Source organism: Lacticaseibacillus nasuensis JCM 17158 (assembly GCF_001434705.1).
GTDB classification, from domain to species: Bacteria; Bacillota; Bacilli; order Lactobacillales; family Lactobacillaceae; genus Lacticaseibacillus; species Lacticaseibacillus nasuensis.
The window spans coordinates 54127-77680 of the sequence record NZ_AZDJ01000003.1 but is presented as its reverse complement, the minus strand read 5'-3'; the positions used below and the strand labels follow the sequence as shown (position 1 = coordinate 77680).

Below are 23554 nucleotides of genomic sequence, written 5' to 3'. Positions count from 1 at the left end.
AAATGCGGCACTTCACACGAAGTGCCGCATTTTTTAATCCACCGGCACACCAAGGTTAATCGTGCCGGAGAGGCTGAGAAAAAATAGGGTGAGCTCTGTTGAAGCAGTTACAGAACCGCCGGGACCACGCCCAGTGTTGGTATGCGGGATGACAATCTTCTTATCCAGCGTTATCGGTGGTTCAGTAGGCAAGGAAGCGCCGGAGAGCTTTGGTGCGGTAGGCAAAAGGGGTTGAAGGGCGACGTCGACGGTTTGGGGACTGCGCAGATAGCGCCGTGGCTCCTTGCGTCCATCCATTACCACTTGGTAACCGGCCGGGATTGGTGTGGCACCGAAGCGTACTGCGTGACCGATGGAGCCGTGGTACTGTTGCTGGCGAAGCACATGTCCTGTCGCTAAATCAATGATGCGTACCGTGACGGTACCAGTAGCAATGGGCGTTGACCGCTTCGGCGTACCCAGTCGATACACACTGATGGATAGGGGCTCATTATTAGCGTGCCTGAAGGTGTAGGTGAAAGTCGTTGCGCGGCCGAGCCGGTAGCCAGCAGGCGCATGTAAGGTTACGGTGATTGTTTGGCCCACAGTACCGGTGACCGGTAAGGTATCGATTACGCGTCCCGTGGTGTCGTCGACATAGGCGATGGTTGCCTTGGCCACAACCGGCTTCTTAGGTTTGGTAGCTGGTTTCGTGGCAGGCAAAGGAGACTGTGTTTTAGCTGTCTTAATCAGGTGAAAAGTCATCGTCCCTGGCGTGCTAGAGGTGAAGCGGAAGGTGACGGTATGGTAGTCGCCAACCACCCGGTAGCCTGCGGGTGGTGTAATGGTGTAGGACGTAGCGCCCCCAACCGTGCCAGTGACGCGCTCTGCCTTGACGATGCGTCCGGTGGCGTCATCGACGTACCGGACAGTGGCTGTGGCCTGAGTATCGCGGCTAGCAACCTTGGCGGCGCGTACTTGAGGCGCTGGGGCTGCCCAGGCGGCGAGACTCAAAGTCGTGACGGATAATAGGAGCAGGTGGGTAAGGGTGAAGCGCTTAGTGGTCATGCTCGGCCTCCTTTCTGCTGGGTGCAGTCCAGAATTAAGGCTGCAAGTTGCGACCAATCATGTGGGGTCGGTGGATTTTGCCAAATTACTTGAGGAATGGTTAGATCGTCGGCGTGAAAGTCGGCGATGTAGATGTCGGTGTTGGCGTCCAGATTCTGGGTGACACGAATGTTAGCGTGACCGAAAGCAGCTAGGCTGCGCATGACATAATCCGAATATAACGCGCCTGCGGAGAAGTCGACACAGATCTGAATGACCTGCGTTAAGGCGGTGCTAGGAATGGTATTGATCAAGGCGAACATGTCACTAAAGTACAGATTCGTCAGCATGTTCTCGCTTAAATTGAACTCTGGTCGGGCCTTTAAACCATTCAGAAATCTGGTAATGACGGTTTCGAATTCAGGGTACAAGTTGGCGAAGAAACTGACCTGGTCCGCAGCGATGAAAGTGGTCGGCTCTAGATAGAACGTGGTGAAGCGCAAGTGAATCTGCATTAGCCGGCTAGTGAGGTCGCGCAAAATGGGTTCAGTCAAGGTGGCCACGTTGCTTTGCGCCAGTTGTGCAATGAACTGCCGAGTCAATTCGTCTGCCAATGGAAATAGCGTCGGTAACTGCGCCGCTGGCAACTCGAGGTAGTGTTGCGTGACCAGAAATTGATAAAGATAGTCGCATTCTGCGGTAGGAACTGGGGACTCGCCAGCCGTTTCGAGCGCTGCGCTTAAGGCGTCGTAACCGCCCGCGGTATAGTGGCGCGGGGTTGCCGGCAAGTTGTCGCCGTTGCGGCGGCGCAACAGCCACACCTTGATGAATGTCGTGAGCTTCACGCGCTGAGTTGGCAACAAGGAATGGCCGATGATGTGGATGCATGCCTTGAGATAAGGTGCTACCTGATCCGCCAGTGCCGGGAACGGCGTGGCAATGCCGGTGTATACCGTGTAATACAGCCCAAACAGCCACTGGCGCAATTCGAACTCACTGAATTTTGTATTAGCCCGACCGAGGTCTTCACCGAATTTTGCCTTCAGCACCTTGGTTTGACGAAAGAACACGGCCTCGGTGAGGTAATGATTCTTCGCATACGCCGCCGTGGTTTGCGCATTGGATTCGAAGCAATAGTAATTGAGCACCTTAAAGGCGGCGCTTTGTTCCAACAGCCATAGCGTCACCTGTTGAACGCAATAAGTCGTCAGGTGATGGGCACGCCAAAGGTCCTTAGTGGTTTCCTCCAGGTAGCAAGGAGGTTCACCACCAACCGCTTGGAAGGCGGCGTTGATTGCGTCAAACAGCCGATTCTGCTGATAAGCCGTCAGATTGTATTCGGCAATCAAGGTGTTCTTGGTGATCGTGTTGGTCGCATTGGTATTGAGTTGGCGAATGACGGCTAAGGTCAGCGCGTCATTTTTATTAAAAAGATAGTCAAAATCCATGTGGCTTCCCCCGCTTTAATCACGCTAATTACATTGTAGCGCACCTGCTGTACGAAAAAGACAAGCGGTGGTTACGTGCGACTATCGTTTTTTTCCCAAATCAAAGAAATAGTGATAGCGGCAAGCCCTTATTTTTCTGTGCTTATAGGGTTATGATACGAGGCGTGAAGTTGGCAAAAAATATTTTTCGTTTTATAACTAGGGTAACAATGGTTTGGGAGGAATCGAAATGACAAAAGAATCTCAACAAGCTCACACTCGGATGGAACGAGCAACACTCAATCGTAAGGAACATTTTCGGCTCTATAAAGCTGGCAAACAATGGGTATTTGCCGGAATCTTCGCCTTAAGTGCAACAATCGGCATGAGTCAGTTAAATCAAGTTTCTGCGGATACACAGGCTCCGGATGCGACAACTCAAAGCGGTGAGCAAGCCAGCACCGCTAGTCCCACAGCGAAGCTGACTACTAGCCAAACTGCAGACAGTACTGCCCAAGCAACCAGTGACCCGGCAACTCAAGCGCCAACGACCGACCAGCCGGCTGCGCCTGCAACTGCCGAAGCAACTGACCCATCAGCCGCCGAAGCGACTACTCCGACGGTTGAATACAAGTCCGGGGATGCTGACTATGGGCAATCGCAACGTGATTTGAGCAATGCGGCGGCTGATGCCACTGCTGCGGGGCTTGATGTCACCAAAGATGCGAATGCAACGGAGGACGCCACAGCTGGGGCAGATTACGAACAAAAGGCTGCAGACGTGGCGACCAAAGCCGAAGCAACTGCGCAAGCGTTAAAGACGGCAACAGCAGCGCAACAGGCAAACAATAAAGCTTATGACGACGCTCTCAAAGCACGTGAAGATAGCATTAACCAAGCAACGACTGCTAGTTTTACTGGCAAGGATCAGTCAGAAGTTAAGAAGTTCTTTGGCTCCGATCTGGACACGATGACTGCGATTCGTGCAATCGATTCACCGACTGCCTTAAATGATGCCGCAAAAGCCACAGATGCTGGTGAAAATGCACAGGATGGGGCGAAGTGGGTGTACAAAGGCCAGTTGGTGGATGCTAAAACCGGTCGGGCGATTGATGTCATTGAAACCATTACTAATATCAAGCCGTATGCGGGACAAACCGAGACTGTCCTTAAACATAATGATGTCGGTTTTTCGATTGATATGACGTCGAAAAACATTGAATCATATACGGTTAACTTTCAGTATCTGTATTCTGATACCCAGGAACCGGCTAGCATTAACAGTTATATTGACTTTACTGATTTGGATGAAAACCAAATCACCTCGTTTGATAAAGGGGATGTAACACGTTCGCTATATGGCGATGACATTACTGAAACCGATGCGGATGGCAAGCAGGTTTATACGAGCAGTATGCCTAATGATTCCGGGGAAATGGGAATCGATGAGCTATGGGTTGCCCAGATGAATAGTACTGGAACGACTTTCACTGTCACCTATCCAGTTTATGCCAAGGGCCCTGGTGGCTGGACGGACTTCACATACAATGGCTTTGCCTTGAAGAACGTGCCAGAAAAAACGCTTGTCGATAAGACAACCTATCCTGCCACATATCAACTGACAGACTTTAATGTCACCTCTACCTACACGGTAAACTACGTTGGTGGCCCAAGTGACGGTACCAAGAGTACCCAGACCGTTGTGTGGACAAGCACAACGGACAAGGATGGAAATGTTACTTACACACCGGATAAGACCAATATTGCCGTACCAACACCAACGGTTGCTGGGTACTCTGCTGATACACCGGTAGCCTATTCCACTGCACTGACCGCTACAACAACTGCGCCAAGTAATCCAGAGGTCACGGTGACCTACACTGCGACTGCAGTACCAGCCGACATGACGGTAACGATTTATGATGACACTACAGGCAAAGCTGTTGGCTCAACCACGGTTAACGGAAATGTCGGAGAAAACCTGGCGAAGGCCATCACGGCTAAAGGCTTAACTGGCTACAAGTTATCGACGACGCAACCGGATGCGACCAAATTTACAGCGAGCATCGCTGGCGATGTGCTGACCATCAACTCACCCGAAACCTTTGCGGCCGATGACAGTGACAATTTCGTGGTGCATGTGGCGCATATTATCGATCACATCACGCCACCAACAGAGACTGGAGACAAAAATTACGATGCGACGCATAAAACATACACCGTAACGGTAACTGGTGTAGCACCAGCTGGCGTCACTAGTGATCTCACGCCGACGAATGGCAATCAAAGCTTTGTATTGACTCGCAGTATCGACATCGATGAGGTGTCCGGCAAAGTCACCGCTTCAGCCTGGCAGCCGGCTAAAAACGCTGCGCAAACGATTACCGCAGTGCCACTAACCGACTACACGGCCAGCCCAGCAAGTATTACTGCTGACACGATTACGAATAAACTGACCGCATTTGCCGCGACGAATACCGATGATGATGGTAGCTACACCGATACCATCACATATACTGAGGCCGCGACGGATCAAACTGTCAATATTCACTACGTTTACCAAAACGTAAACGGACCTGAGCTGAGCAAAACGGTGACCCTCACCGGGAAAGCCGGAACGACGTATTCGTTCAAGACTCCAGCGACCATTGAAGGGCCGAATGATGACAAAGGCGCAGCATTACCTGATGGAGATGGTAAACTTGATACCAGCACGCTGTATTATTACGCTACTTCAGATTTGAATGGTGGCCAATACAACACGCTGGCCGACGATGGCGCAACCGATGGGCAATTTGGCACTAATGGCCAAGACGTCTGGGTAATGTATGTTCCCGCTGAGAAGAAGCTTGGCGTCATTACCAGTGAGCCAAACGCGGATGGTAACATCGTCGTTACCTTGACCGATGGTTCTACCTTTACTGTACCAAAGGGTACCGATGGTAAGGATGGTAAGGATGGTGTCGATGGCCAGACGCCACAGGTTAAGTTGGTAACGAACACTGACGGCAGTAAGTCCTATATTTTCTATACGACTGACAAGGATGGCAACGAAACAACAATTAGCACGGTACCAGCTCCGGTCGACGGAAAAGATGGTAAAGATGGTACTGATGGCAAGGATGGTGTCGATGGCCAGACGCCACAGGTTAAGTTGGTAACGAATACTGACGGCAGTAAGTCCTATATTTTCTATACGACTGATAAGGATGGTCATGAAACAACGATTAGCACGGTACCAGCTCCGGTCGACGGGAAAGATGGCAAGGATGGCGTCGATGGCACCAATGGCCAGACGCCAAAGGTTAAGTTGGTAACGAACACTGACGGTAGCAAGTCCTATATTTTCTATACGACTGACAAGACTGGCCATGAAACAACGATTAGCACGGTACCAGCTCCTGCCGATGGTAAGAATGGCAAAGATGGCGCCGATGGCCAGACGCCGCAGGTTAAGTTGGTAACGAACACTGACGGCAGCAAGTCCTATATCTTCTATACGACTGACAAGGATGGCCACGAAACGACGATTAGCACGGTACCGGCTCCTGCCGATGGTAAGAATGGCAAGGATGGCGCCGATGGTAAAGACGGAAAAGATGGAAGCTTTGATGTTGATTGGGGTGGTACGCCAATCATGACAACCACTGGCCACCATATTCCGAATACTGAAGGCGGCATCACCACCAGTAAGACAACCACGCGCAGCTACAACGGTGGTTCCGGCGTTAGCACGTCGCTCACCGGTGGTGATGGTACGACACTAGGCGCTAGTTCCACGCTGGTGGCTTACGCCGGCGATGCGTCAAGTGCAAGCGGCGTTACCACTTTACCAGCTACTGGAACTGGCTCGGCGGGTAACCTGCCGCAAGCTGGGGATGCTGGCACAGATCTGGGTATTGCTTTAGTTGGTGCAGGGCTCACCGCCATGGCAGCCATTTCTGCTTATGGCGCGACGAGGAAGCGTCGGGAAATGCATAGCGATTTGTATTAAGCAATGGAGGGATTAGATGGCAATCCGGTTGAGCATCATCATTCCAATCGATAATGCACCGTTGAGTGAGCTGACTATGCCTCTGGCTTCGCTGAACAGCCAGCTTGGTATCGACGGTCAAACCGTCGAGGTGCTTTTGGTTGACAACGGTGAATTTCATTTGGAAGATACCGCGGCGTTGCACCTCTTTACCCAGTTACACTTGCGCGTGTTGGCTACACCGAAGACGTGTGGTCACATGGGCGCGCTGGCCTTTGGGCTAACTGTGGCTAAAGGTCAGTACGTCATGCTACTAAATGCCAACAATCAACTATACCAACCCTTCACTTTACAGCAATTGCTGGGATTATTGACTCAGCATCCGGATACCGATCTACTAGGCGGCACCACCTTGTGGCAAGGACAAACCAGCAGTCGTCAACCCGTTTATCGGGCGGGGCAAAGCCTGACTAGCTTAGCCGGATGGCTGATTCGGCGGGCAGCGCTGAGTAGTAATGCTGTGACTTTAAGTGACGACTTTGGTGAGTTCAGTGAAGAATTGGCTACGCGCCTGTTGCGCGCGTCGGTTGGCGGCACGGTTACTACCGAAGCTACGGTGTGTGTGGTCTTTGCCAGCCGCACCCATCCAGTCAGTGGGACCCAGCCCGTGATTAACGAGCAATGGGTCAGCATGATGGCGGCGTATCTGGCTACGCTTAAAGCCCAAAATCCGGCTCAGCTGGATCATGCTTTCGCTCAGTTCATCGTGCGCTTTTACTCGCAGATTCTGCGGGTGCCGGCTGATTCACGCGCACCATTAACGACGCAGGTGGCCGGTATCGTGCAGGCTCATGCCGGGTCTTGGCCGGCGGTTACGGCACTAGTGGATCGCGAAAAGGTTGCCGACTCATCGCCGGCAGCTCCATGGAATGAGAATCCCGGTGAGTTTAACCATTACCTAAATCAGCTGGCAAACATCGCTGCCAAGGAAATTGCCATGAGGAGGTGAAGGCGATGTCGGTTCACCCGCGAGTCATCGACCTGACCGGTCAGTGCTTCGGCCGCCTCACGGTACTACAGCGCAGTAAGCAAAATGCTCCGAACGGCAATGCACGGTGGTATTGCCGCTGCGACTGTGGCCAATATGTCACGGTCGACGGTTATCGGCTTAGGCATGGGATGACAGCATCTTGTGGTTGCCTCCGGGCGGAAAAGTCCCGGAAACGTGCCTATCGCGACTTGCTGCCTTATGTAGATCATGAAGGTAAGACGTTGAAGAACGCTGACGGTACCTATTACAGTTCACTGGTGCGCTCAAAGCGCAACCATAGTGGTACCGTCGGTGTGTCTTTTGACGCTACTAGTCAGCGCTACATCGCACGACTCCGCTATCATGGCCGCTATGTCTTGAACAAGGCTACTGCCACCAAGGCGGAAGCCGTCGCTTTACGCCAAGCCGCGGAGCGCAAGTACTTTCACGCGCAGAATTGTTCGTTGTTGTCATGAGAAAAAATTCCGGCCCGCAGGGGTCGGAATTTTTTACGCTATTGGGCTTCGACCAGTTGCATGGCCGCGACGACTTGCGCCGGTGTGATGGCGGGGTCGACGAGCTTGAAGGACTCTGCGTCGCTGGCTGCGGTGGCGGCCACCGTGGCCATTTTTTCGTCCACGTCGGTGGTGATGTTCAAATCGGCCAGTTTAGTCGGCAAGCCGATGGCGCGATAAAACGGCAGAATAGCCTGGATTTCAGCCAAGTCGCCGGTGTGGGCGAGCTGCACGAGAATCCCGTAGGCGACCTTACTGCCATGCAAAACGGCGTGGGTTTCGGGGAGGTGCGTCAGGCCGTTATGCACGGCATGAGCACCGGCTTGACGGCCATCCGCCACACCGAAGCCGCCGGTGGTACCGGCCACGCCGATGATCGTATCGGCCACATCGGTGAAGGCAGGGGTCACCTCACCGGCATCAAGGGCCGCCAAAGCGTCTTTGGCCTGCGTTTTCAGCGTGGTCAAGATCTCTCCGGCAATCGCCTTGGCCACGCGGCTAAACGCCGGTAACTGGGCTTCTCGGCCACGAGTCAGGCCTTCAAGTTCGTACCACTTGGCGAGGGTATCACCGATTCCGGCGATGAAATAGTCCCGCGGAGTGGTCACAATCAACGCCCAGTCGACCACCGTCGCGTACGCGGCTTGGGTGAAGTAGGCGACGTGCTTGAAGCTGTGATCGGGATGATAGATTGCGGCGATGGGCGTGTAGGGCGCGCAGTTCGAGGCCAAGGTGGGGATGCTGACAAAGGGCCGACCAAGCAGCTCGGCAGTATCCTTGGCGGTATCCAGCACGCGCCCGCCGCCGATGCCAATCACGCAATCCGCGGCCGGCGCGGCTTGGGCAATGCGGGCAGCGTCTTCATCGGAGGCGGTGCCGTCATAACGGAATACCGGGTAGGCCAGCTCAGGGGCGACGGCCGTGAAGGCGGCGTAGGACTTAGTGCCGGTGACGATGATCGGCTGGGTGAATGGTGCTAGGAGGGTCGGGAGCTCATTCAGTGCGCCTGCGTAGTTCAGGTAACGATTCGCGCCAGGGCGAATTTCGGTGGTCAAAGACATAGCATGACTTCCTCTCATTTTAATCTCATACTCTCATGAGTACCTTATCAAAAAAATAAAGCGGTTGCAATCGCCACCGAAAATAAAAGCATTCACCGGTGAGTGAATGCTTAACGAACAATGAGTAAACTGATTAATACGCCAATTAAGAGCACCGCCACTGCGGCCTTGGCGCCACTGGCACCGCGGCTGAGTTGGTGGGTCCGCCATTCGGTCACCAACAGGCCGACGGTGGCAATTAGGGCCACCGTGACGAGGATCATTAACTTCGCAACAACTGGCATGATAGCCTCCTTAGACTTCCAAGTCGAAGTAGGGATTCAGGCGTTTTTGCACCTGATGAATCTGCATGAGGTCCACCGTGGGTAATAAGCGATAGATGAAGCTCGCAAACCCATCGCGGTGGAACTTATAGTCCATGGCGCCGATGCGCTCGCGCTTGTCCCCGGCGACCCGCCAGACCTGCAGGCTCGTTTGCTGGCCTGGGGTCAGGGTAATATAAAATTGATCATTCAACCATAATGGTTCAAACGGGGTCCCCTTACTCACGATGTTGTCCTCCAACTCTGACGATAATGGCTTAATTATAGCAGAGCCATTCGAGAGAATTGGGCTAAAATCTCAGTCGCCATGACTTGTGAAAGTTGATTCACAAGCTGGTAAATCGCACCGAATCGGCGTTTGGTTGTCAAGCCTAAATTCATGGGCAAAACTGTGAAACGACGGGAAACCGCGTTAGGTGGGACGTCGCCAAGTGGCCTATTTTTATTTCATTATCTAACGCTCAGTTATTTTTTCACAAGGTCCCCCGGTAGTCACAACAGCAAGGAGATAGCGTGGCCAATTAGGCTGACCCCGTACACCATGACGATGAGGCCTGACACGATGTTGACCCAGAGCAAGAATTTGCGCGGCAAGCGGTTCTTTAACCCACCGATGATCAAGGTGACGCCAAAGAACCACAGGAGCGTGCTCGAGAGAATGCCCAGTAAAAACGGCACCACCTCCCCTTGCGCGAGGGTGCTGCGCATGGCTCCAAACGATACGGAGGTATCGATGATGGCCTGGGGGTTGGCAAAGGCCACCGTCCAGGCGTAGGCGTTGGCCTCGCGTAGCGACATGTGCCGCCGGTCATTGCCAATCGCCGTTTGGCTCGCACCACGCAGGATGCCATACCCCATCCAAGTGACGACACCGCCGCCAAGCAGCAAGATGGCTAGCTTGAGCCAGGCATAACGGGTAATGATGGCACCGACGCCGAGAAAGGCGATGAGCGTCAGCGTGGTATCGGCGATCCAGACGAAGGTGGTGATCAATAGCGCGCGTCGCAGCCGGTTGCTCATGGCGGTGTTGAACACGAACAGATTTTGCATGCCAATCGAGCTGACAAGGGCGATGCTGATCAGCATGCCGCGCAGATAAATATTAAACATGGGGCCTCCTCACATAAAAAGCACGCCCCCTCCGGTCTTCCGACGCCACGCGCCGTGCCTACGACCAAAAGGAGTGTGCCTACACCGAGCGCCCGACGACGGCTCGGTCCAATAGCGAATTAAGTTGTGGCCAGTGTAGCAAGGGCTGGCGCTGCTGTCAATGTTAAATCAGGTGGAAGTGGGCCAAGGCATCGGGGATCCCGCCGTGTAAATAGTCGCCGGTTTGATAGTCGGCAACGGCAGCCACCTGGGGCAAGGCGTTACCCATGGCGATGCCGACGGTGGCCGCCTGCAGGATCTCGATGTCGTTGTTGCCATCCCCGAAGGCATACGTCGGCACGCCTTGTAGCTCTGGGCGACGCATCAGGTAGGCCAAGCCACTGGCCTTGGTGATGCCGTTGTTCACCAGGTCCATGGTGTCTTCGGCGTTGCGGTAAAAAGCCAGCTCCGGAAAGGCCGCCTTGAACTCAGCGCCGATGGCATCGCCGGCTGGCGTACGAGGCACAAACAGTAGCATCATGCACACCGGTTCGTGTTCGTAAAAGTCCGGCACGACCGGCGGGTGCGGCTGCTTCACGAAGCCGAGAAAGTTGCGCTCGGTGGCGGCATTGCGCCGGGTCACGGCGACGTGTTGGTCATTGAAAAATGCCATGGCAACGTTGTGCTCGTCGGCCATTTTGACAATGCGGCGAATTTGAGGCTGACCAATCGGCTGCTGCATCAGGTGGACGCCGTCGTACATGATGTCCGCGCCGTTTGCCCCGATGGCCGAGTTCAGGCCACCGATGCGGAATAAGTCGTGCAACTCCCACAGATTGCGGCCGGTAGACAGCATGGGTAACACGTCGTTGGCGCGCAGCGCGTGCAGGGCGGCCACGTTTTCCGGGGCGATTTGCTTGTCATCGTTGAGTAGCGTCATGTCCAAATCAAACAGCGCAATTGCTTTAACCATCATATCCTCCAGAGCTTTACTGCGTTTCATTGTACCAAACTCGGTGCAAACGAAAAAGCCCGCCACAGCGGGCGGGAATTACTTGTTCGTGAGCTTGCTGGCCGCGGCTTCATCGATGATGATGGTGGCGTTGGCGTGGTTTTGCAAGACGGAGGCCGGAACGTGGGTGGTCACGGGGCCTTCGATGGTTGCCTGAATGGCGTCGGCTTTGTCGCTACCATAGGCCATCAAGATGATCTGCTTGCTCTTCATGATTGAACCGATACCCATGGAAATCGCCTTGCGCGGGACGTCTTTTTCGTCTGCGAAGAAGCGCTTGTTGGCTTCGATAGTCGATTCGGTGAGGCGCACCTCGTGGGTCAATTCGTCGAATGGCGTGCCGGGCTCGTTGAAGCCGATGTGCCCGTTGCGCCCGATGCCGAGAATCTGAATGTCAATTGGGTTGGCTTCGATGATTTTGTCATAGTCTTTGGCCGCTTGGTCGATGTCGGCTGCCATGCCTTCTGGAACGTAGGAATGCTTGAACGGCTTTTTGCTGAACAAGTTGTCTTGCATGAATTGGTGGTAACTTTGCGGGTTGTCGTAAGGCAGCCCAACGTATTCATCAAGGTTGACGGATGTCAGCTGACGAAAGTCCAAGTCACTTTTGATCATTTCTTGGTATAACGTGATTGGGGTGCTCCCGGTGGCCAGGCCCAAGACCTTGGCGCCGGTAGCGATGCCCTGTTGAATGATGGCGAACGCCGCTTGGCCGCCAGCTACTTTGTCCTTCACGATTTTGATATCCATGATGGTTGTCCTCCTTGTTTGGTCTAGTCCAATATAGGCCATTCGGCTGCCATTGTCAACTGATATGGTGGCCTAACCGCAAGGAAATTACGCAAAGTAAGGGGCGATGAACGCCGCGATGTGGTCGCGATAAGCTGTGGGGTCGACCCAGTAGCTTTCGGCGTGAATCGCGTCAGGAACGATCCACAACGCCTTGGGGCCGGCAGAGGCGTTGTAGTTGGTGATGCCCATCGCAGTCGGGACATAGACGTCCTTGGCCCCGTGAATGACCAACAGCGGCAAGTGGTTGTGGCGCAGGGCGCGTTTGACGTCGACTTGGCCGATGCCAAAACCTAGCCGGCGGTAGTTGATGAAGCTAGCTAGGGGCACCAAGGGCCGGCGCGGTAGGTGAAACAGTTTTTTTAACAGGTAGGAAAGCTCCTCATCCAGCGACGAGTAGCCGCAATCCGCCACGACAGCCTTCACTTGCGGAGGCAAGGCGGAAGAGCCGGCCACCATGCTGACCGTGGCGGCGCCCATGCTGACACCAAAAAGCAGAAGTTGTGCTTCTGGCCCCAGTTCCTGTGCCATTTTATCGAGCCAGCCGAGGTAATCGGCCCGATCTAACCAGCCGAAGCTGATATAATCGCCGTCAGATTGCCCATGCCCGCGGTCATCCGGCAGCAACACGGAAAACCCGAGCTCGTAAAACATCTGCGCGTAGTTGCTCATCGTGATGCCAGTGCCCTTATAACCATGGCCGATGATTACGGCCTTATGACTGTTCGGGTGAGCGAGCCACAGCGCAGAAAGGTGCTGGTGATCCGTCGTGTCGAGATGCCAAACAGCCAGGTGGTCATGCGTGGCCACCCAGTCGACGTGCCGATAATACGCCGTAGCATATTTTTGCATCTCGTCGCTGGCGTCAGGGACGTAGTTGATGCGCTTAAAGGCGAACGAGTAGAGCTTTTCCGCTGCCGCCAAGGCGCTCGCGGTGAGCAGCAGTGGCGTCACGGTGCCGATCAAACGACTTTTTTTCATGTGATTACCTCGGTTCAGGAGAATCGGTGAGATATAATTGGCGCAAATCGGTCAGGTCTTGCGCGCTAAGCCCCAGGGACTGGTGAAGGTACGCCGGCCAAGCCCCGTAGTTGGTGGTAACAAAGTCCTGCACGGCGGTGAAGTTAGCCACTTCGGCGGTGTGGGCGTTCATTTGATTCACAAAGGCGCTGGCGCCTTGCGTCAGATCCGCATGGGCGAACTCGCCGGGCCGCTCCAGCACCAAGTTGGTCAATAGGTAATCCTCACGTTGCGTGGCGGCTGGGACCCCGAGTGCCGCTTCAATCATGATGGCGGCCACTCCGGTGCGGTCCTTGCCGGCGGTGCAGTGGAATAACACGGCCTGCCGCGGTCCTGTCGTCGCCAGTAAAATGCCAAACAAGTCGGCGAACACTTGCCGCGCATGCGTATCCATCAGCAACTGCACATACGTTGTGGTCATCGTATTGCCCGTGCGGGTGGCGCGGCGCAAGCGCCGCGCCGCCTTGGTGAATCGGCCGTAATGATCGGCGAAGGGGTAGACCGACATGGGCCGGTAGCGCACCGTGCGCGGCAGCTGGTCCGGCCGGGTAGTTTGCTCGCCGCGAGTGCGTAAATCAACCACGGTACTGACACCGTAGCCGGCCAATTCGACGCCTGCAGACCGGTCGAGGTGGCCCAGCGTCCCGCTGCGTAACAGCTTGTGCCAGGCGATAAAACGCTCGCCAGCGGGGTAGCCGCCGAGCTCGCGCAGATTCAGCGCATTGGGTAGTGATAAAACGCGAGTGGGAAACATAAGCGACCTCCTAGCTGCCCTCATTCTACCAAAGACTCGCCGGAAGTTCGCGCTCAAGCTTTCAGGCTTAAGTAAAATTGCGTATACTAAAAGGGTAAACCGCTTGTTGTGACAAGCTCGTAGCCAACTAAAGGAGAAAACATGGCGAATCTGAAGCTTTTTACCTTGAATGGGAATCACCGCCTGGCGCATCGCATTGCCGATGAGGTCGGCGTGCCGTTGTCGCCGGCGTCCGTGAAGCATTTTGCCGATGGGGAAATCCAAATCGACCTTGATGTGAGCGTGCGCGGTGCGGATGTGTACGTCATTCAACCCGTCTCGGATCCGGTTAACGAGAACTTGATGGAACTCTTAATTATGGTCGACGCGCTGCGTCGGGCTAGCGCTCATCTCATTAACGTCGTGGTGCCATACTACGGTTATGCCCGCGCCGATCGCAAGGCTCGCGCCCGCGAGCCCATCACGGCGAAGCTGGTAGCAAACCTGCTAGAAATGGACGGCATCGACCGCTTCGTTGCCGTTGACTTGCACGCCGATCAACTCCAGGGTTTCTTCGACGTTCCCGTAGATCACCTCAAGGCTATGGTGTTATTCGGCCGCTATTTCCGGTCATCGTTTGCCGACGACCTTAAGGATGTTGTGGTGGTGGCCCCGGATCACTCCGGCACCAAACACGCCCGCGCCTTGGCGGAATACCTGAACGCACCGATTGCCATCATCGACAAGCGCAAGGAAGACACCGCCGCTGGAGTCATCGGGGATGTGGCCGGTAAGCACTGCATCATCATCGACGACATGATTGATACCGGGCTGCGGATCGTGGAATCCGTGGCGGCGCTCAAAGAAGCCGGTGCCCGGGATATTTGTGCCGCGGCGACGCACGCCGTCTTCTCACAAGGGGCCACCGAACGGCTTCGCGACTTGCCGTTGCGCAACATCGTCGTGACCGATACGATCGCGTTGCCGGAAGCGAAACAGCTGCCGAATATGCATGTGGTGTCGGTTGGCCCGATGATTGGTCAGGCGATTAAGCTGATTGCGGCGAATAAATCAATTCATCCGTTGTTCGAATTGGACTAACGAAACCCGTTTTTTTTATGAAAAACCTCTTGCGTGGCCTTTGGTGGCGTGATACTATATTTAAGTCGTCAAGGCGACCAACAGGTTTTATGGGTGGTTAGCTCAGCTGGCAGAGCAACGGACTCTTAATCCGTGGGTCCAGGGTTCGATCCCCTGACCACCCAGAATAGCACTTTTACCGCGGTCCGTGAGAGCTTGTTAAAGCCCATCACACCGCGGTTTTTCTTTTTTCGGTGTCCATCTATGGCAACGTGAAAACATGTAAATATCACCAGATATATCACCAAACATATCACCAGCAAATTGAATTCAGTGTGCGGGCAGGAGTGGCGTATTGAGGTGCCTGAGATGGCTAAGAATAAACAGAAAACAGAGTTAACCAATGCTGAAAGAATCGCTTTACTAACACAAGAATGGGAGGCTATTAAAAAGAGTCTCGACAACCAAGAAGTGATGGGGGGCGAAGATGATCGCTATTGGTCATTAGTGTTTATTGAGACTGAACTTGTACAGCTACAGATTGACGAAGAAGTGCGTAAGGCACTTGAGGATAAACCAGCAAAGTAGGTTAGGCGCCCTGCAGGCAGTGGGGCGCTATTGTTTTGCTCGGGATGTAGTGGTGATATGGGTGTATCACCAGCAGAGCAAAAGCGCACCCTCGGGGGATGCGCTTGGTGATATTCGATGTTCAGGACCTTACGGTGGGTACCGGTGGCGAGTAGTAGTAGTGTGATCCGCTCGCCGTCAATATTGTACCGAAGCAAACAGTCGTCGCTTCCGCTTCAGCGCTAGTTGAGTTTCTTTACGATTTCGTCTCTTTTGACAGCGATTGTATTCCAGTCCTTGGGAGAGCTGCCAACGGTCTACTTCAACATAGTCAGATTTCAGCGCAGGGTTTGCTAGCGGCGTCGGTGTCGGCCTGGGCGGTGGCGCGTGGCGATGCTGGCTAATCCGGCGATGACGACCACCCCTGCGCCACCTGCCGCCCAAGGCAACCACGCTTGACGCTTGGCTGGTTGCTTGTGGCGGCGGGCGGGAATGGTAATGGTGCGCTTGGCGCTGCTGGCCGTCAGGGTGACGTGGCGAGTTCGCGCGGTGCGCGCTAAGGTGAAGGTAAACGTCCCGGTTGCCGTTGTTCGCGTGGTGCCGATTTTCGCCGTACCCGCCATCGCGTTGACGGTGGTGTTGGCGGGGCCGGTACCTTGCAGGGTCAAAGTGCGCTTGGCTAACTTGCGCCGGGTGAGCGTGAGCTTGGCAGTGGGAAACTGAGCCGCCGCAAGCAGGTTTAGCTTGCGTTTGAGTTGCAGGATGCGCAGATCTGCGGCTTGTATCTGCTGGCGACTAATGGTGCCTTTCGCGACGGCGGCGGCAATGGCTGGAATACCGGTGGCGTAATCATTGTGCAGGATGATGTCGTTGCCGGCTTGCACCGCCAACACGTCGGCGGTGGCGAGGTGCTGGGCGCGCGTAAAGTCACCGATAGCGCCCATGCTGAGGTCGTCGGTGATGATCACGTTTTGGTAATGCATTTGCTGGCGCAATAGTTGGGTGACCACTTTCGCAGACAGCGAGGCCGGGTAATTGGGGTCGATGGCCGTCATGATAATATGCGTGACCATGATTCCGTCGACCCCGGCGTCGATACCGGCTTGGAACGGTAACAAGTCTCGTTGCTGGAGTTGGGCTAACGGCCGTGCCGAGGTGGCAAAGCCCACGTGGGTATCACCCTGATCACCATAACCCGGGAAATGTTTGAGGGTTGCGCCAACCCCGGTTGATTGCATCACCGGCACCACCTGCTTAATGTAGTCGGCAGTGGCCTGATAGTTTTGGCCGAAGGTTCGCGCATAAATGAAGCTGGCCGGGTTGGTCGAAACGTCGGCAACCGGTGCAAAGTTCCAGTTGACGCCGAGTGCCGCCAGGTCTTTCTGGGCGGTCGTCGCGGCGGCGAGAACCTTGGCCATGCCGCCGACGCGGTTGGCGGCTTGCGGGGAAGGAAATGGCGTGTTGGCGTAGGTTAGACTGCTACTCAGGCGCGATACGCTGCCGCCTTCCTGGTCGGTGGCGATGAGTAACGGGACCTTGGCCTTGGCTTGATCGGCACGCACGACGGTAGCGACTTGGGCCGCGGTTTTTCCAGTCAGGTCGCGACCAAATAAGATCAAGCCGCCGAGGTGGTACTTCGCCACGGCGGTTTGGGCGTCCGTTGGTGAGGCCGGCGTCGGGGCCACGAATAACTGGCCGATTTGTTCTTCGAGGCTCATGCGATTGATGTAATCGGTGAGTTGCGCGTCAGTGATGGTCGCGGCGGCTACCGGCTTCGGTCCGCTCATTAGCACCCCTGCTATTAGCGCGAACACGATGACTTGTCCGAGTTTCATTGGTCCCCTCCAGTGATTGATAGGTTTATCATACTCGACTTTCCGTTGCCGGGTGAGCGCCCCGTGAATTTTGCCCGATGAGAACCTTGGTTTTTCCTAAAAAACGGCGCGGCAGCTAGCCGGCGTGTCGTCGCCGCTAGGGTGTTATGGTATGCTAGCTCTAGCAATTCTTAGAAGGGGTCCCGACATGCCGAACAAGCGGCGGTGGTGGCGCTTTGGATTGACCGCGGTGCTCAGCGTCGCGTTGGTCTGTTCGATCGCGTTCAACCTCCTATTTCAAATCGATTATACAAAAGGGGTTTCCATGGCCCCAACCTTAGCCGATGGGCAGATGCTGGTGGTGTGGCGACCTAAGGCGATGGCGACGCTACACGTCGACTATCACGCCGGCGACATTGTCGTCGCCAAGAACGAGTCGGCCAAGCTCGGCTTGAAAGAAGGCGATTTGCTGGTGAAGCGGCTGATTGGCTTGCCTGGGCAAACCGTCGGCGTGACGCGCAGTACCGTGGAGATTAACGGCCGGCCGCTGGGCGAGCCGTATGTGGTGCACGCCATGGATAACGTGGACTATGCCTATGGTGGCGAGGCCAACGGCGGGAGCTACTTCCGCACGCCGGGCTACACCGCGACGACGAAGCTCACTGCGCACCAGTACTTTTTGCTCGGAGATAACCGGCCACAGTCTGCGGATTCGCGCTGGTTCGGCCCTGTTCGCCAAGCGCAATTGCGCGGTAAGGTGGCGGCCATTTTGACTTTGGATTATCAAAACACGCCTCAGCGGCTGCTCGGGAATGCGTTAACGGCGGCACCATTTCTCTTGGTGGCCCTGTTGATTCTGGTTGGCAGCATCGGCAGGCGGCAACCGCAAGCTTAGCAAGGGGTCATGACCCCTTGCTTTTTTGCTGTCAACATCTAACACTTTTGTTATCTTGACATCAATTGTAATGAGCAGACCTGACACCTGTGGTATTCTCATAGCAGTGATTGATCGGCATGGGGCCGGTCGGGAGGAGCAATTATGGCAACGATATTGAAGGTTACGGGCCTGAAGAAGGCGTTCGGGCATCATCAGGTGCTGCGTGGCGTGGACTTCACGGTTGAAACTGGCCACATTGTCGGCTTGGTCGGCCCAAATGGTGCTGGGAAAAGTACCATCATGAAGGCCGTGTTGGGCTTAATTCCGACCAACGCCGGGACCATCGAAATCGACGGGCAAGCGGTGGCAATCACGAGCCACCAGGCGCTGAAGCAGGTTGGGGCACTCATCGAGTATCCCGGCATCTATCCGTTCTTGACTGGGATGCAGCACCTGACCTTGTTTGCCAAGAAGAAGAATCGGGCCGAGCATATTCAGCGGATCGTGGCAGGGCTCGGCATGGGGCCGTACATCAACGCCAAGGCCAAGTCCTATTCGCTGGGGATGAAGCAGAAGCTCGGCATTGCCCAGGCGCTGGTGAACCGGCCACGCTTAGTGATTCTCGACGAGCCGATGAATGGGCTGGACCCACAGGCGGTGAAGGACCTTCGTGATCTGATTCAAGCCGAGGCGAAAAATGGAACCAGTTTCCTCATCTCGAGCCATATCTTAAGCGAACTGGAAAAACTGGCCGATGACGTGTTGGTCCTCAACGAAGGCCACATCATGCAGGAAACGAGCATGACCGAGCTGGAAACGGCTAACGGCGTGTTGTACACGTTGCATACGGTCGACGATGCTGCCGCGCGGACGGCCATTACCGCCGCTGGGCTGACGTTGGAGGCAGGACCGGGACTAACAGTTCGGCAAACCACTAACGCGACGACGCTGAATCGGACGCTGGTGGCCGTGGTCAATGCCGGCATCAACATTCAAAGCATCGACCAGTCGCATCCGGACTTGGAGTCGACATTCCTGCAAATGGTCGCGCAAAGCAAGCAGAAGGAGGCCTAGCTCATGGGGACATTGATTGGCCAGGAATTATTCAAACTGGTGCACAAGGTCGGCACCTGGATTGCAGTGGGCGTAATGGTCGTCATTCAGTTTGCCTTCATCGCGGGCGGTTTGATTTACCCGAAGGTCTTCAATCAGGCGGGGATGATCACCAGCGATTTTGTCGCAGACAGCATTATCGTCTTCATCATGATTGCCAGCACCGCGAGCATCATCGCGATGGAGTTCCAGTACGGGACCATCCGGCAATTGCTCTACCGGCAGTATTATCGTAGCCAGGTTTTCATCAGTAAATTGATCACGCTGGTCATCCAGTTGGTCTGCCTGCACCTCATCGCCTCGTTGGTGACCATGGTGGCTTCGCTCGTGGCATTCCCCGACTTTGACTGGACAGCCGGTGATCACCTGAAGAACTACGCCTTGACACAAGGTGGCGAAACGTTAACGCTACTGTTGCTTCTGAGCGCCGTGTTGCTATTGGCGACCTTGTTTAAAACCAACGCCGCCGCGATTGCCGTGGGTTTTGTCGGCTATTTTCTCGTTGAAATCGCGGGCACTATCCTCATTTCCCTGATTCAAAAATGGGAATGGCTGAAGTGGCTGCCGTTCACCATGTTGATGACTAGCAGTCAGATTCTGACGCCCGGGCTGAAGTCGATGACCAAGCTCGACTTGCCTTGGATGATTGGGCTGACTTGTGCGTACACCGTCTTGTTGACCGTGATTTCTTACCTCAGTTTCCGCCGGCGGGCGGTTTAAGGAGTAAACAATGGCAGATATTCTGGTGACCACTACCGAGCGGGTGCCTGGACATGACTACGAGGTGATCGGTGAGGTTTTTGGCCTGACCACGCAGTCGAAAAACATGTTTAGCGACATCGGGGCTAGTTTGAAAAACATCGTGGGCGGTGAAATCAAGGCCTACACCAAGATGTTGCAGGAGTCGCGGGCAACGGCGATTGAGCGACTCCAAGCCGAAGCCGCAGAACGTGGCGCAGATGCCGTGGTGATGATGCGGTTCGACTCCGGATCGATCGGTGCCGATATGCAGTCCGTGGTCGCTTATGGCACGGCAGTTAAGTTTATCTAAGTCAGTGATGGCGGGTGACAGCAGTCACCCGCTTTTTTCGTGCAGCGTGGGCAAACTCGGCGAATTCCGTGCTTGGTCGCGCCATTCTCCTCATGATAGCGGTACAATAAATGAAAAGCATCACAGGAGGGGCCTATGCGTCAACATCGCCAACGCTATACCGTTGTGAATACACGCGGTGATTATCTGGTTAATGATAACCTGCTGTTACTGCCGGAATGGACCCCGGATATTCGCCAGCTGTGGCTGACCACTAGCAAGGTCGAAGCCGCCCGAGTGGCCAACCAAGTCGGCGGTCGTGCCTGTGCGATCACCTTAGAGCCACTACCGGTCGAGACGCATCACGCGATGCGTGGGATTCCGGTAAGCGTGCAACAGCAGGTGATTACGCTGCACGAGCAAGGGTTGTCTTACCGCGAAATCGCTCGCTTGTTGTCGATTGCCAAGTCGACGGTGGGCAATATCGTCAATCGTCACTGAGCCATCATTGATTTTGCACAGACTGGGCATGCCGCCATCACGAAATCATCACAATTCGCCGGTAGTATTAACAACATAGAAATGAGCTACCCCCTTATTTCTACCAACCCAGTTTTCTTTTCGCACCGCACGTGCCCGCGTGTGGTGCACTCCTCCACGTCGAGTGCACACTCGACTAACCCCAACCCCGAGACCACCAAGCCCATGGTGGTCTTTTTTGATGGCATATTTTCTGACCAATGTCATGAAACCTGACATGAACAATGGACAACGCCCCAGATTTCCAATAAGGTTAAACTATTGTGTATTAATTCTGGAGTAGAAAGTGGTGTTGACATGAAACGTAAATGGCTTTGGTCCACCTTGGTTGCCGGTTTCGTCGCATTGATGGTGGGGTTTGTCCCGCAGCCAACTCAGGCGGCCACCGAATCGTACACAATCGGCACCGATGTCACCTTTCCGCCGTTCGAGTTTGCCAATAAACAAAACCAGTATGTCGGCATCGACATCGATTTGATGAATGCCATCGCCAAACAACAAGGCTTCAAGGTGACCATCAAGCCGCTGGGGTTCAATGCGGCGGTACAGGCTTTAGAGGCCGGGCAAATCGATGGCGTGATTGCCGGGATGAGTATCACCCCGGAGCGCCAAGAGAAGTTTGCCATGAGCGATCCATATTATCAGTCCGGGACGGTCATGGCCGTGGCCAAAGACGCCAAGATTAAGGGGCTGAGCGGTTTGCGCGGCAAGCGAGTCGCGGTGAAAACCGGGACCGCCTCGGCCGATTACGCCAACGCGCAAAAGAAGAAATATGGGTTCAGCGTCGTGACCTTTGACGATTCGAACAATATGTACCAAGACGTCATGACCGGGAACTCCGCGGCGTGCTTCGAGGATAAGCCGGTGATGCAATACGGCATCGCCAGCGGTATGAAGCTCAAAATCGTCGGCAAGACGACGATGAAGTCGGATTATGGGATTGCCATCAAGCGCTCGGAGTCGGCTACCTTGTTGAAGAAGGTTAACGCGGGGCTCAAGGCGTTGAAGGCCAATGGGCAATACGACAAGATTGTCCGCAAGTACCTCGGTAACGGTAGCGAAGCGGCACAGAAAAAGAAGACCGCGGGCACCAGTGAAACGGATCGCAGTTTCATGGGGTTGTTGAAGAGCAACTGGGGAACCTTAATGAGTGGGCTACAACAAACGTTGTGGCTGACCATTCTTGGGATCCTGTGCGCCACCATCGTCGGCGTATTGGTCGGCTTGCTCGGCGTCGTTCCTAACAAGTTTGCGCAAGGCGCGGCGACGACGTTCATCTACATTTTCCGCGGCTTGCCGATGATGGTATTGGCGCTGTTCATCTACAGTGGCGTGCCGAGCCTGATTAACGAGAAAATCCCCGCCTTCGTCGCCGGGATCATCACCCTGACGTTGAACGAAGGGGCTTATACCGCCGCCTTTGTCAAAGGGGGCATCGCTGCCGTTAACCCCGGCCAAATGGAGGCTGCGCGCAGCCTCGGCCTGCCATGGGGCAAGGCCATGCGGCGGGTTATCTTGCCACAAGGAATCAAAATCATGGTGCCGAGTTTCATCAATCAGTTCATCATCACCTTGAAGGATACGTCGATTCTTAGCGTGTTGGGGTTACTTGAACTGACCCAAACCGGGAAGATCATCATCGCCCGCAACATGGAAGGATTCAAGATCTGGTCGATGATTGCGCTGATTTATCTGATTATCATTACGTTGCTGACTTGGCTGTCGAATTGGGTTCAAAAGAGGGTGAATGCTGCATGACGATTCCACGTGTTGAAATGAAAAATGTCCGCAAGCGATTTGGGGACAACGAAGTCATCAAGAACATCAATCTCAAAGTCGACGATAACGAGGTCGTCGTGTTGATTGGACCATCCGGTGCCGGGAAAAGTACGGTGCTGCGCATGATCAACGGCTTGGAAACGACCACCAGTGGCGAGATTCTCATCGATGGTGACGATATTGCCCACGCCGGGAAAAGCATCAACCAGATGCGCGAGAAAATCGGAATGGTGTTCCAGCACTTCAACCTGTTTCCGAACATGTCGGTGCTGGATAACATCACGCTGGCGCCGGTCGAGCTCGGGATTCGCAACAAAGCCGATGCGGTGACGCAAGCCAAGCAATTTCTCGAGGTCGTCGGGCTGACGGATAAGGCCGACGCGATGCCGGCATCGCTGTCTGGCGGCCAAAAGCAGCGGGTAGCGATTGCCCGGGCGCTGGCGATGCATCCGGAGATCATGTTGTTCGATGAGCCGACCAGTGCGCTGGACCCGGAAATGGTCGGCGATGTGCTGGGCGTCATGCGGCGGCTGGCCAAGCAGGGGATGACGATGGTCATTGTCACCCACGAAATGGGCTTTGCCCGGGAAGTGGCTGATCGCGTCGTCTTCTTTGCCGATGGCGAACTGCTGGAACAAGGCACGCCGACAGACATCTTTGACCATCCGCAACATCCGCGCCTGCAACAGTTCTTGAAGCAAGTTCTAAACGTCTAATAACATGAAAACGGCCATCCTACTTTTGCAGGATGGCCGT

Annotated in this window: 23 protein-coding genes and 1 tRNA gene; 13 read left to right on the top strand and 11 right to left on the bottom strand. The window is 54.8% G+C overall.

Going from position 1 to position 23554, the window contains the following annotated elements; genetic code table 11:
* Positions 1-33: 33 nt before the first annotated feature.
* A complete protein-coding gene (locus FD02_RS02120) occupies positions 34-1047 on the bottom strand; it encodes a mucin-binding protein (protein ID WP_054721319.1) in 1014 nt (337 codons plus the stop codon).
* On the bottom strand, positions 1044-2474 hold the full coding sequence (locus FD02_RS02115) for a hypothetical protein (RefSeq protein WP_056950058.1): 1431 nt from the start codon (positions 2472-2474) through the stop codon (positions 1044-1046). Before FD02_RS02115 ends, FD02_RS02120 begins: the two co-directional genes overlap by 4 nt.
* Positions 2475-2703: 229 nt before the next feature.
* Here FD02_RS02115 and FD02_RS02110 point away from each other — a divergent pair, with 229 nt between their 5' ends.
* From FD02_RS02110 to FD02_RS11430, 3 genes are all read left to right on the top strand, one after another.
* On the top strand, positions 2704-6447 hold the full coding sequence (locus FD02_RS02110; protein WP_082603273.1) for a KxYKxGKxW signal peptide domain-containing protein: 3744 nt from the start codon (positions 2704-2706) through the stop codon (positions 6445-6447).
* 16 nt (positions 6448-6463) lie between these two features.
* A complete protein-coding gene (locus FD02_RS02105; protein WP_054721329.1) occupies positions 6464-7435 on the top strand; it encodes a glycosyltransferase family 2 protein in 972 nt (323 codons plus the stop codon).
* A gap of 263 nt (positions 7436-7698) precedes the next feature.
* On the top strand, positions 7699-7932 hold the full coding sequence (locus FD02_RS11430; RefSeq protein ID WP_056950053.1) for a hypothetical protein: 234 nt from the start codon (positions 7699-7701) through the stop codon (positions 7930-7932).
* A 38-nt stretch (positions 7933-7970) separates the two neighbouring features.
* Here the strand turns inward: FD02_RS11430 and FD02_RS02095 are convergent, their stop codons facing one another.
* From FD02_RS02095 to FD02_RS02065, 8 genes are all read right to left on the bottom strand, one after another.
* Positions 7971-9032, bottom strand: coding sequence for an iron-containing alcohol dehydrogenase family protein (locus FD02_RS02095; protein ID WP_056950052.1), 1062 nt, complete (start codon positions 9030-9032; stop codon positions 7971-7973).
* A 110-nt stretch (positions 9033-9142) separates the two neighbouring features.
* Positions 9143-9316, bottom strand: a complete 174-nt coding sequence (locus FD02_RS11145; protein ID WP_156408210.1) for a hypothetical protein — start codon at positions 9314-9316, stop codon at positions 9143-9145.
* 10 nt (positions 9317-9326) lie between these two features.
* Positions 9327-9581: a hypothetical protein gene (locus FD02_RS02090; RefSeq protein WP_054721331.1), complete on the bottom strand. Its 255-nt coding sequence runs from the start codon at positions 9579-9581 to the stop codon at positions 9327-9329.
* Between the two features lie 266 nt (positions 9582-9847).
* A complete protein-coding gene (locus FD02_RS02085) occupies positions 9848-10465 on the bottom strand; it encodes a LysE/ArgO family amino acid transporter (RefSeq protein WP_054721334.1) in 618 nt (205 codons plus the stop codon).
* A 163-nt stretch (positions 10466-10628) separates the two neighbouring features.
* The gene (locus FD02_RS02080) at positions 10629-11417 is read right to left on the bottom strand and encodes a Cof-type HAD-IIB family hydrolase (RefSeq protein ID WP_054721335.1); all 789 of its coding nucleotides are present in this window, start codon (positions 11415-11417) and stop codon (positions 10629-10631) included.
* Positions 11418-11495: 78 nt separating this feature from the next.
* On the bottom strand, positions 11496-12206 hold the full coding sequence (gene nagB, locus FD02_RS02075) for a glucosamine-6-phosphate deaminase (RefSeq protein WP_054721337.1): 711 nt from the start codon (positions 12204-12206) through the stop codon (positions 11496-11498).
* Positions 12207-12293: 87 nt separating this feature from the next.
* Positions 12294-13226 carry an alpha/beta hydrolase gene (locus FD02_RS02070; protein WP_056950049.1) on the bottom strand — a complete coding sequence of 311 codons (933 nt, stop codon included), beginning with the start codon at positions 13224-13226 and terminating at the stop codon, positions 12294-12296.
* A 4-nt stretch (positions 13227-13230) separates the two neighbouring features.
* Positions 13231-14019 (bottom strand): tyrosine-protein phosphatase, encoded by a 789-nt coding sequence (locus FD02_RS02065; protein ID WP_054721339.1) that lies wholly within the window; start codon positions 14017-14019, stop codon positions 13231-13233.
* Positions 14020-14160: 141 nt separating this feature from the next.
* Between FD02_RS02065 and FD02_RS02060 the strand changes: the two genes are divergently transcribed.
* The 3 genes from FD02_RS02060 (at position 14161) to FD02_RS02050 (ending at position 15666) form a co-directional block, all read left to right on the top strand.
* Positions 14161-15099, top strand: a complete 939-nt coding sequence (locus FD02_RS02060) for a ribose-phosphate diphosphokinase (RefSeq protein ID WP_054721341.1) — start codon at positions 14161-14163, stop codon at positions 15097-15099.
* A 91-nt stretch (positions 15100-15190) separates the two neighbouring features.
* Positions 15191-15263: transfer RNA gene (locus FD02_RS02055), tRNA-Lys, on the top strand.
* A 184-nt stretch (positions 15264-15447) separates the two neighbouring features.
* On the top strand, positions 15448-15666 hold the full coding sequence (locus tag FD02_RS02050) for a hypothetical protein (RefSeq protein ID WP_056950047.1): 219 nt from the start codon (positions 15448-15450) through the stop codon (positions 15664-15666).
* Between the two features lie 332 nt (positions 15667-15998).
* On the opposite strand, the gene FD02_RS02045 is transcribed toward FD02_RS02050, so the two are convergent.
* On the bottom strand, positions 15999-17480 hold the full coding sequence (locus FD02_RS02045) for a glycoside hydrolase family 3 N-terminal domain-containing protein (protein WP_056950045.1): 1482 nt from the start codon (positions 17478-17480) through the stop codon (positions 15999-16001).
* 151 nt (positions 17481-17631) lie between these two features.
* Here FD02_RS02045 and lepB point away from each other — a divergent pair, with 151 nt between their 5' ends.
* The 7 genes from lepB to FD02_RS02010 all read left to right on the top strand — a co-directional run bounded on the left by lepB (position 17632) and on the right by FD02_RS02010 (position 23514).
* Positions 17632-18354: a signal peptidase I gene (gene lepB, locus FD02_RS02040; RefSeq protein ID WP_082603270.1), complete on the top strand. Its 723-nt coding sequence runs from the start codon at positions 17632-17634 to the stop codon at positions 18352-18354.
* 141 nt (positions 18355-18495) lie between these two features.
* Entirely contained in the window at positions 18496-19410 is a 915-nt protein-coding gene (locus FD02_RS02035; protein ID WP_156408208.1) for an ABC transporter ATP-binding protein, read from the top strand.
* A 3-nt stretch (positions 19411-19413) separates the two neighbouring features.
* On the top strand, positions 19414-20169 hold the full coding sequence (locus FD02_RS02030; RefSeq protein ID WP_054721356.1) for an ABC transporter permease: 756 nt from the start codon (positions 19414-19416) through the stop codon (positions 20167-20169).
* 10 nt (positions 20170-20179) lie between these two features.
* Positions 20180-20500: a heavy metal-binding domain-containing protein gene (locus tag FD02_RS02025; protein ID WP_054721357.1), complete on the top strand. Its 321-nt coding sequence runs from the start codon at positions 20180-20182 to the stop codon at positions 20498-20500.
* A 135-nt stretch (positions 20501-20635) separates the two neighbouring features.
* Entirely contained in the window at positions 20636-20980 is a 345-nt protein-coding gene (locus tag FD02_RS02020) for a sigma factor-like helix-turn-helix DNA-binding protein (RefSeq protein WP_054721359.1), read from the top strand.
* A gap of 336 nt (positions 20981-21316) precedes the next feature.
* Positions 21317-22777, top strand: a complete 1461-nt coding sequence (locus FD02_RS02015; protein WP_056950044.1) for an amino acid ABC transporter substrate-binding protein/permease — start codon at positions 21317-21319, stop codon at positions 22775-22777.
* Complete coding sequence (locus FD02_RS02010) at positions 22774-23514, top strand: amino acid ABC transporter ATP-binding protein (protein WP_054721361.1); 741 nt, start codon at positions 22774-22776, stop codon at positions 23512-23514. The genes FD02_RS02015 and FD02_RS02010 overlap by 4 nt, the downstream gene beginning before the upstream one ends.
* The last annotated feature ends 40 nt before the right edge of the window (positions 23515-23554 follow it).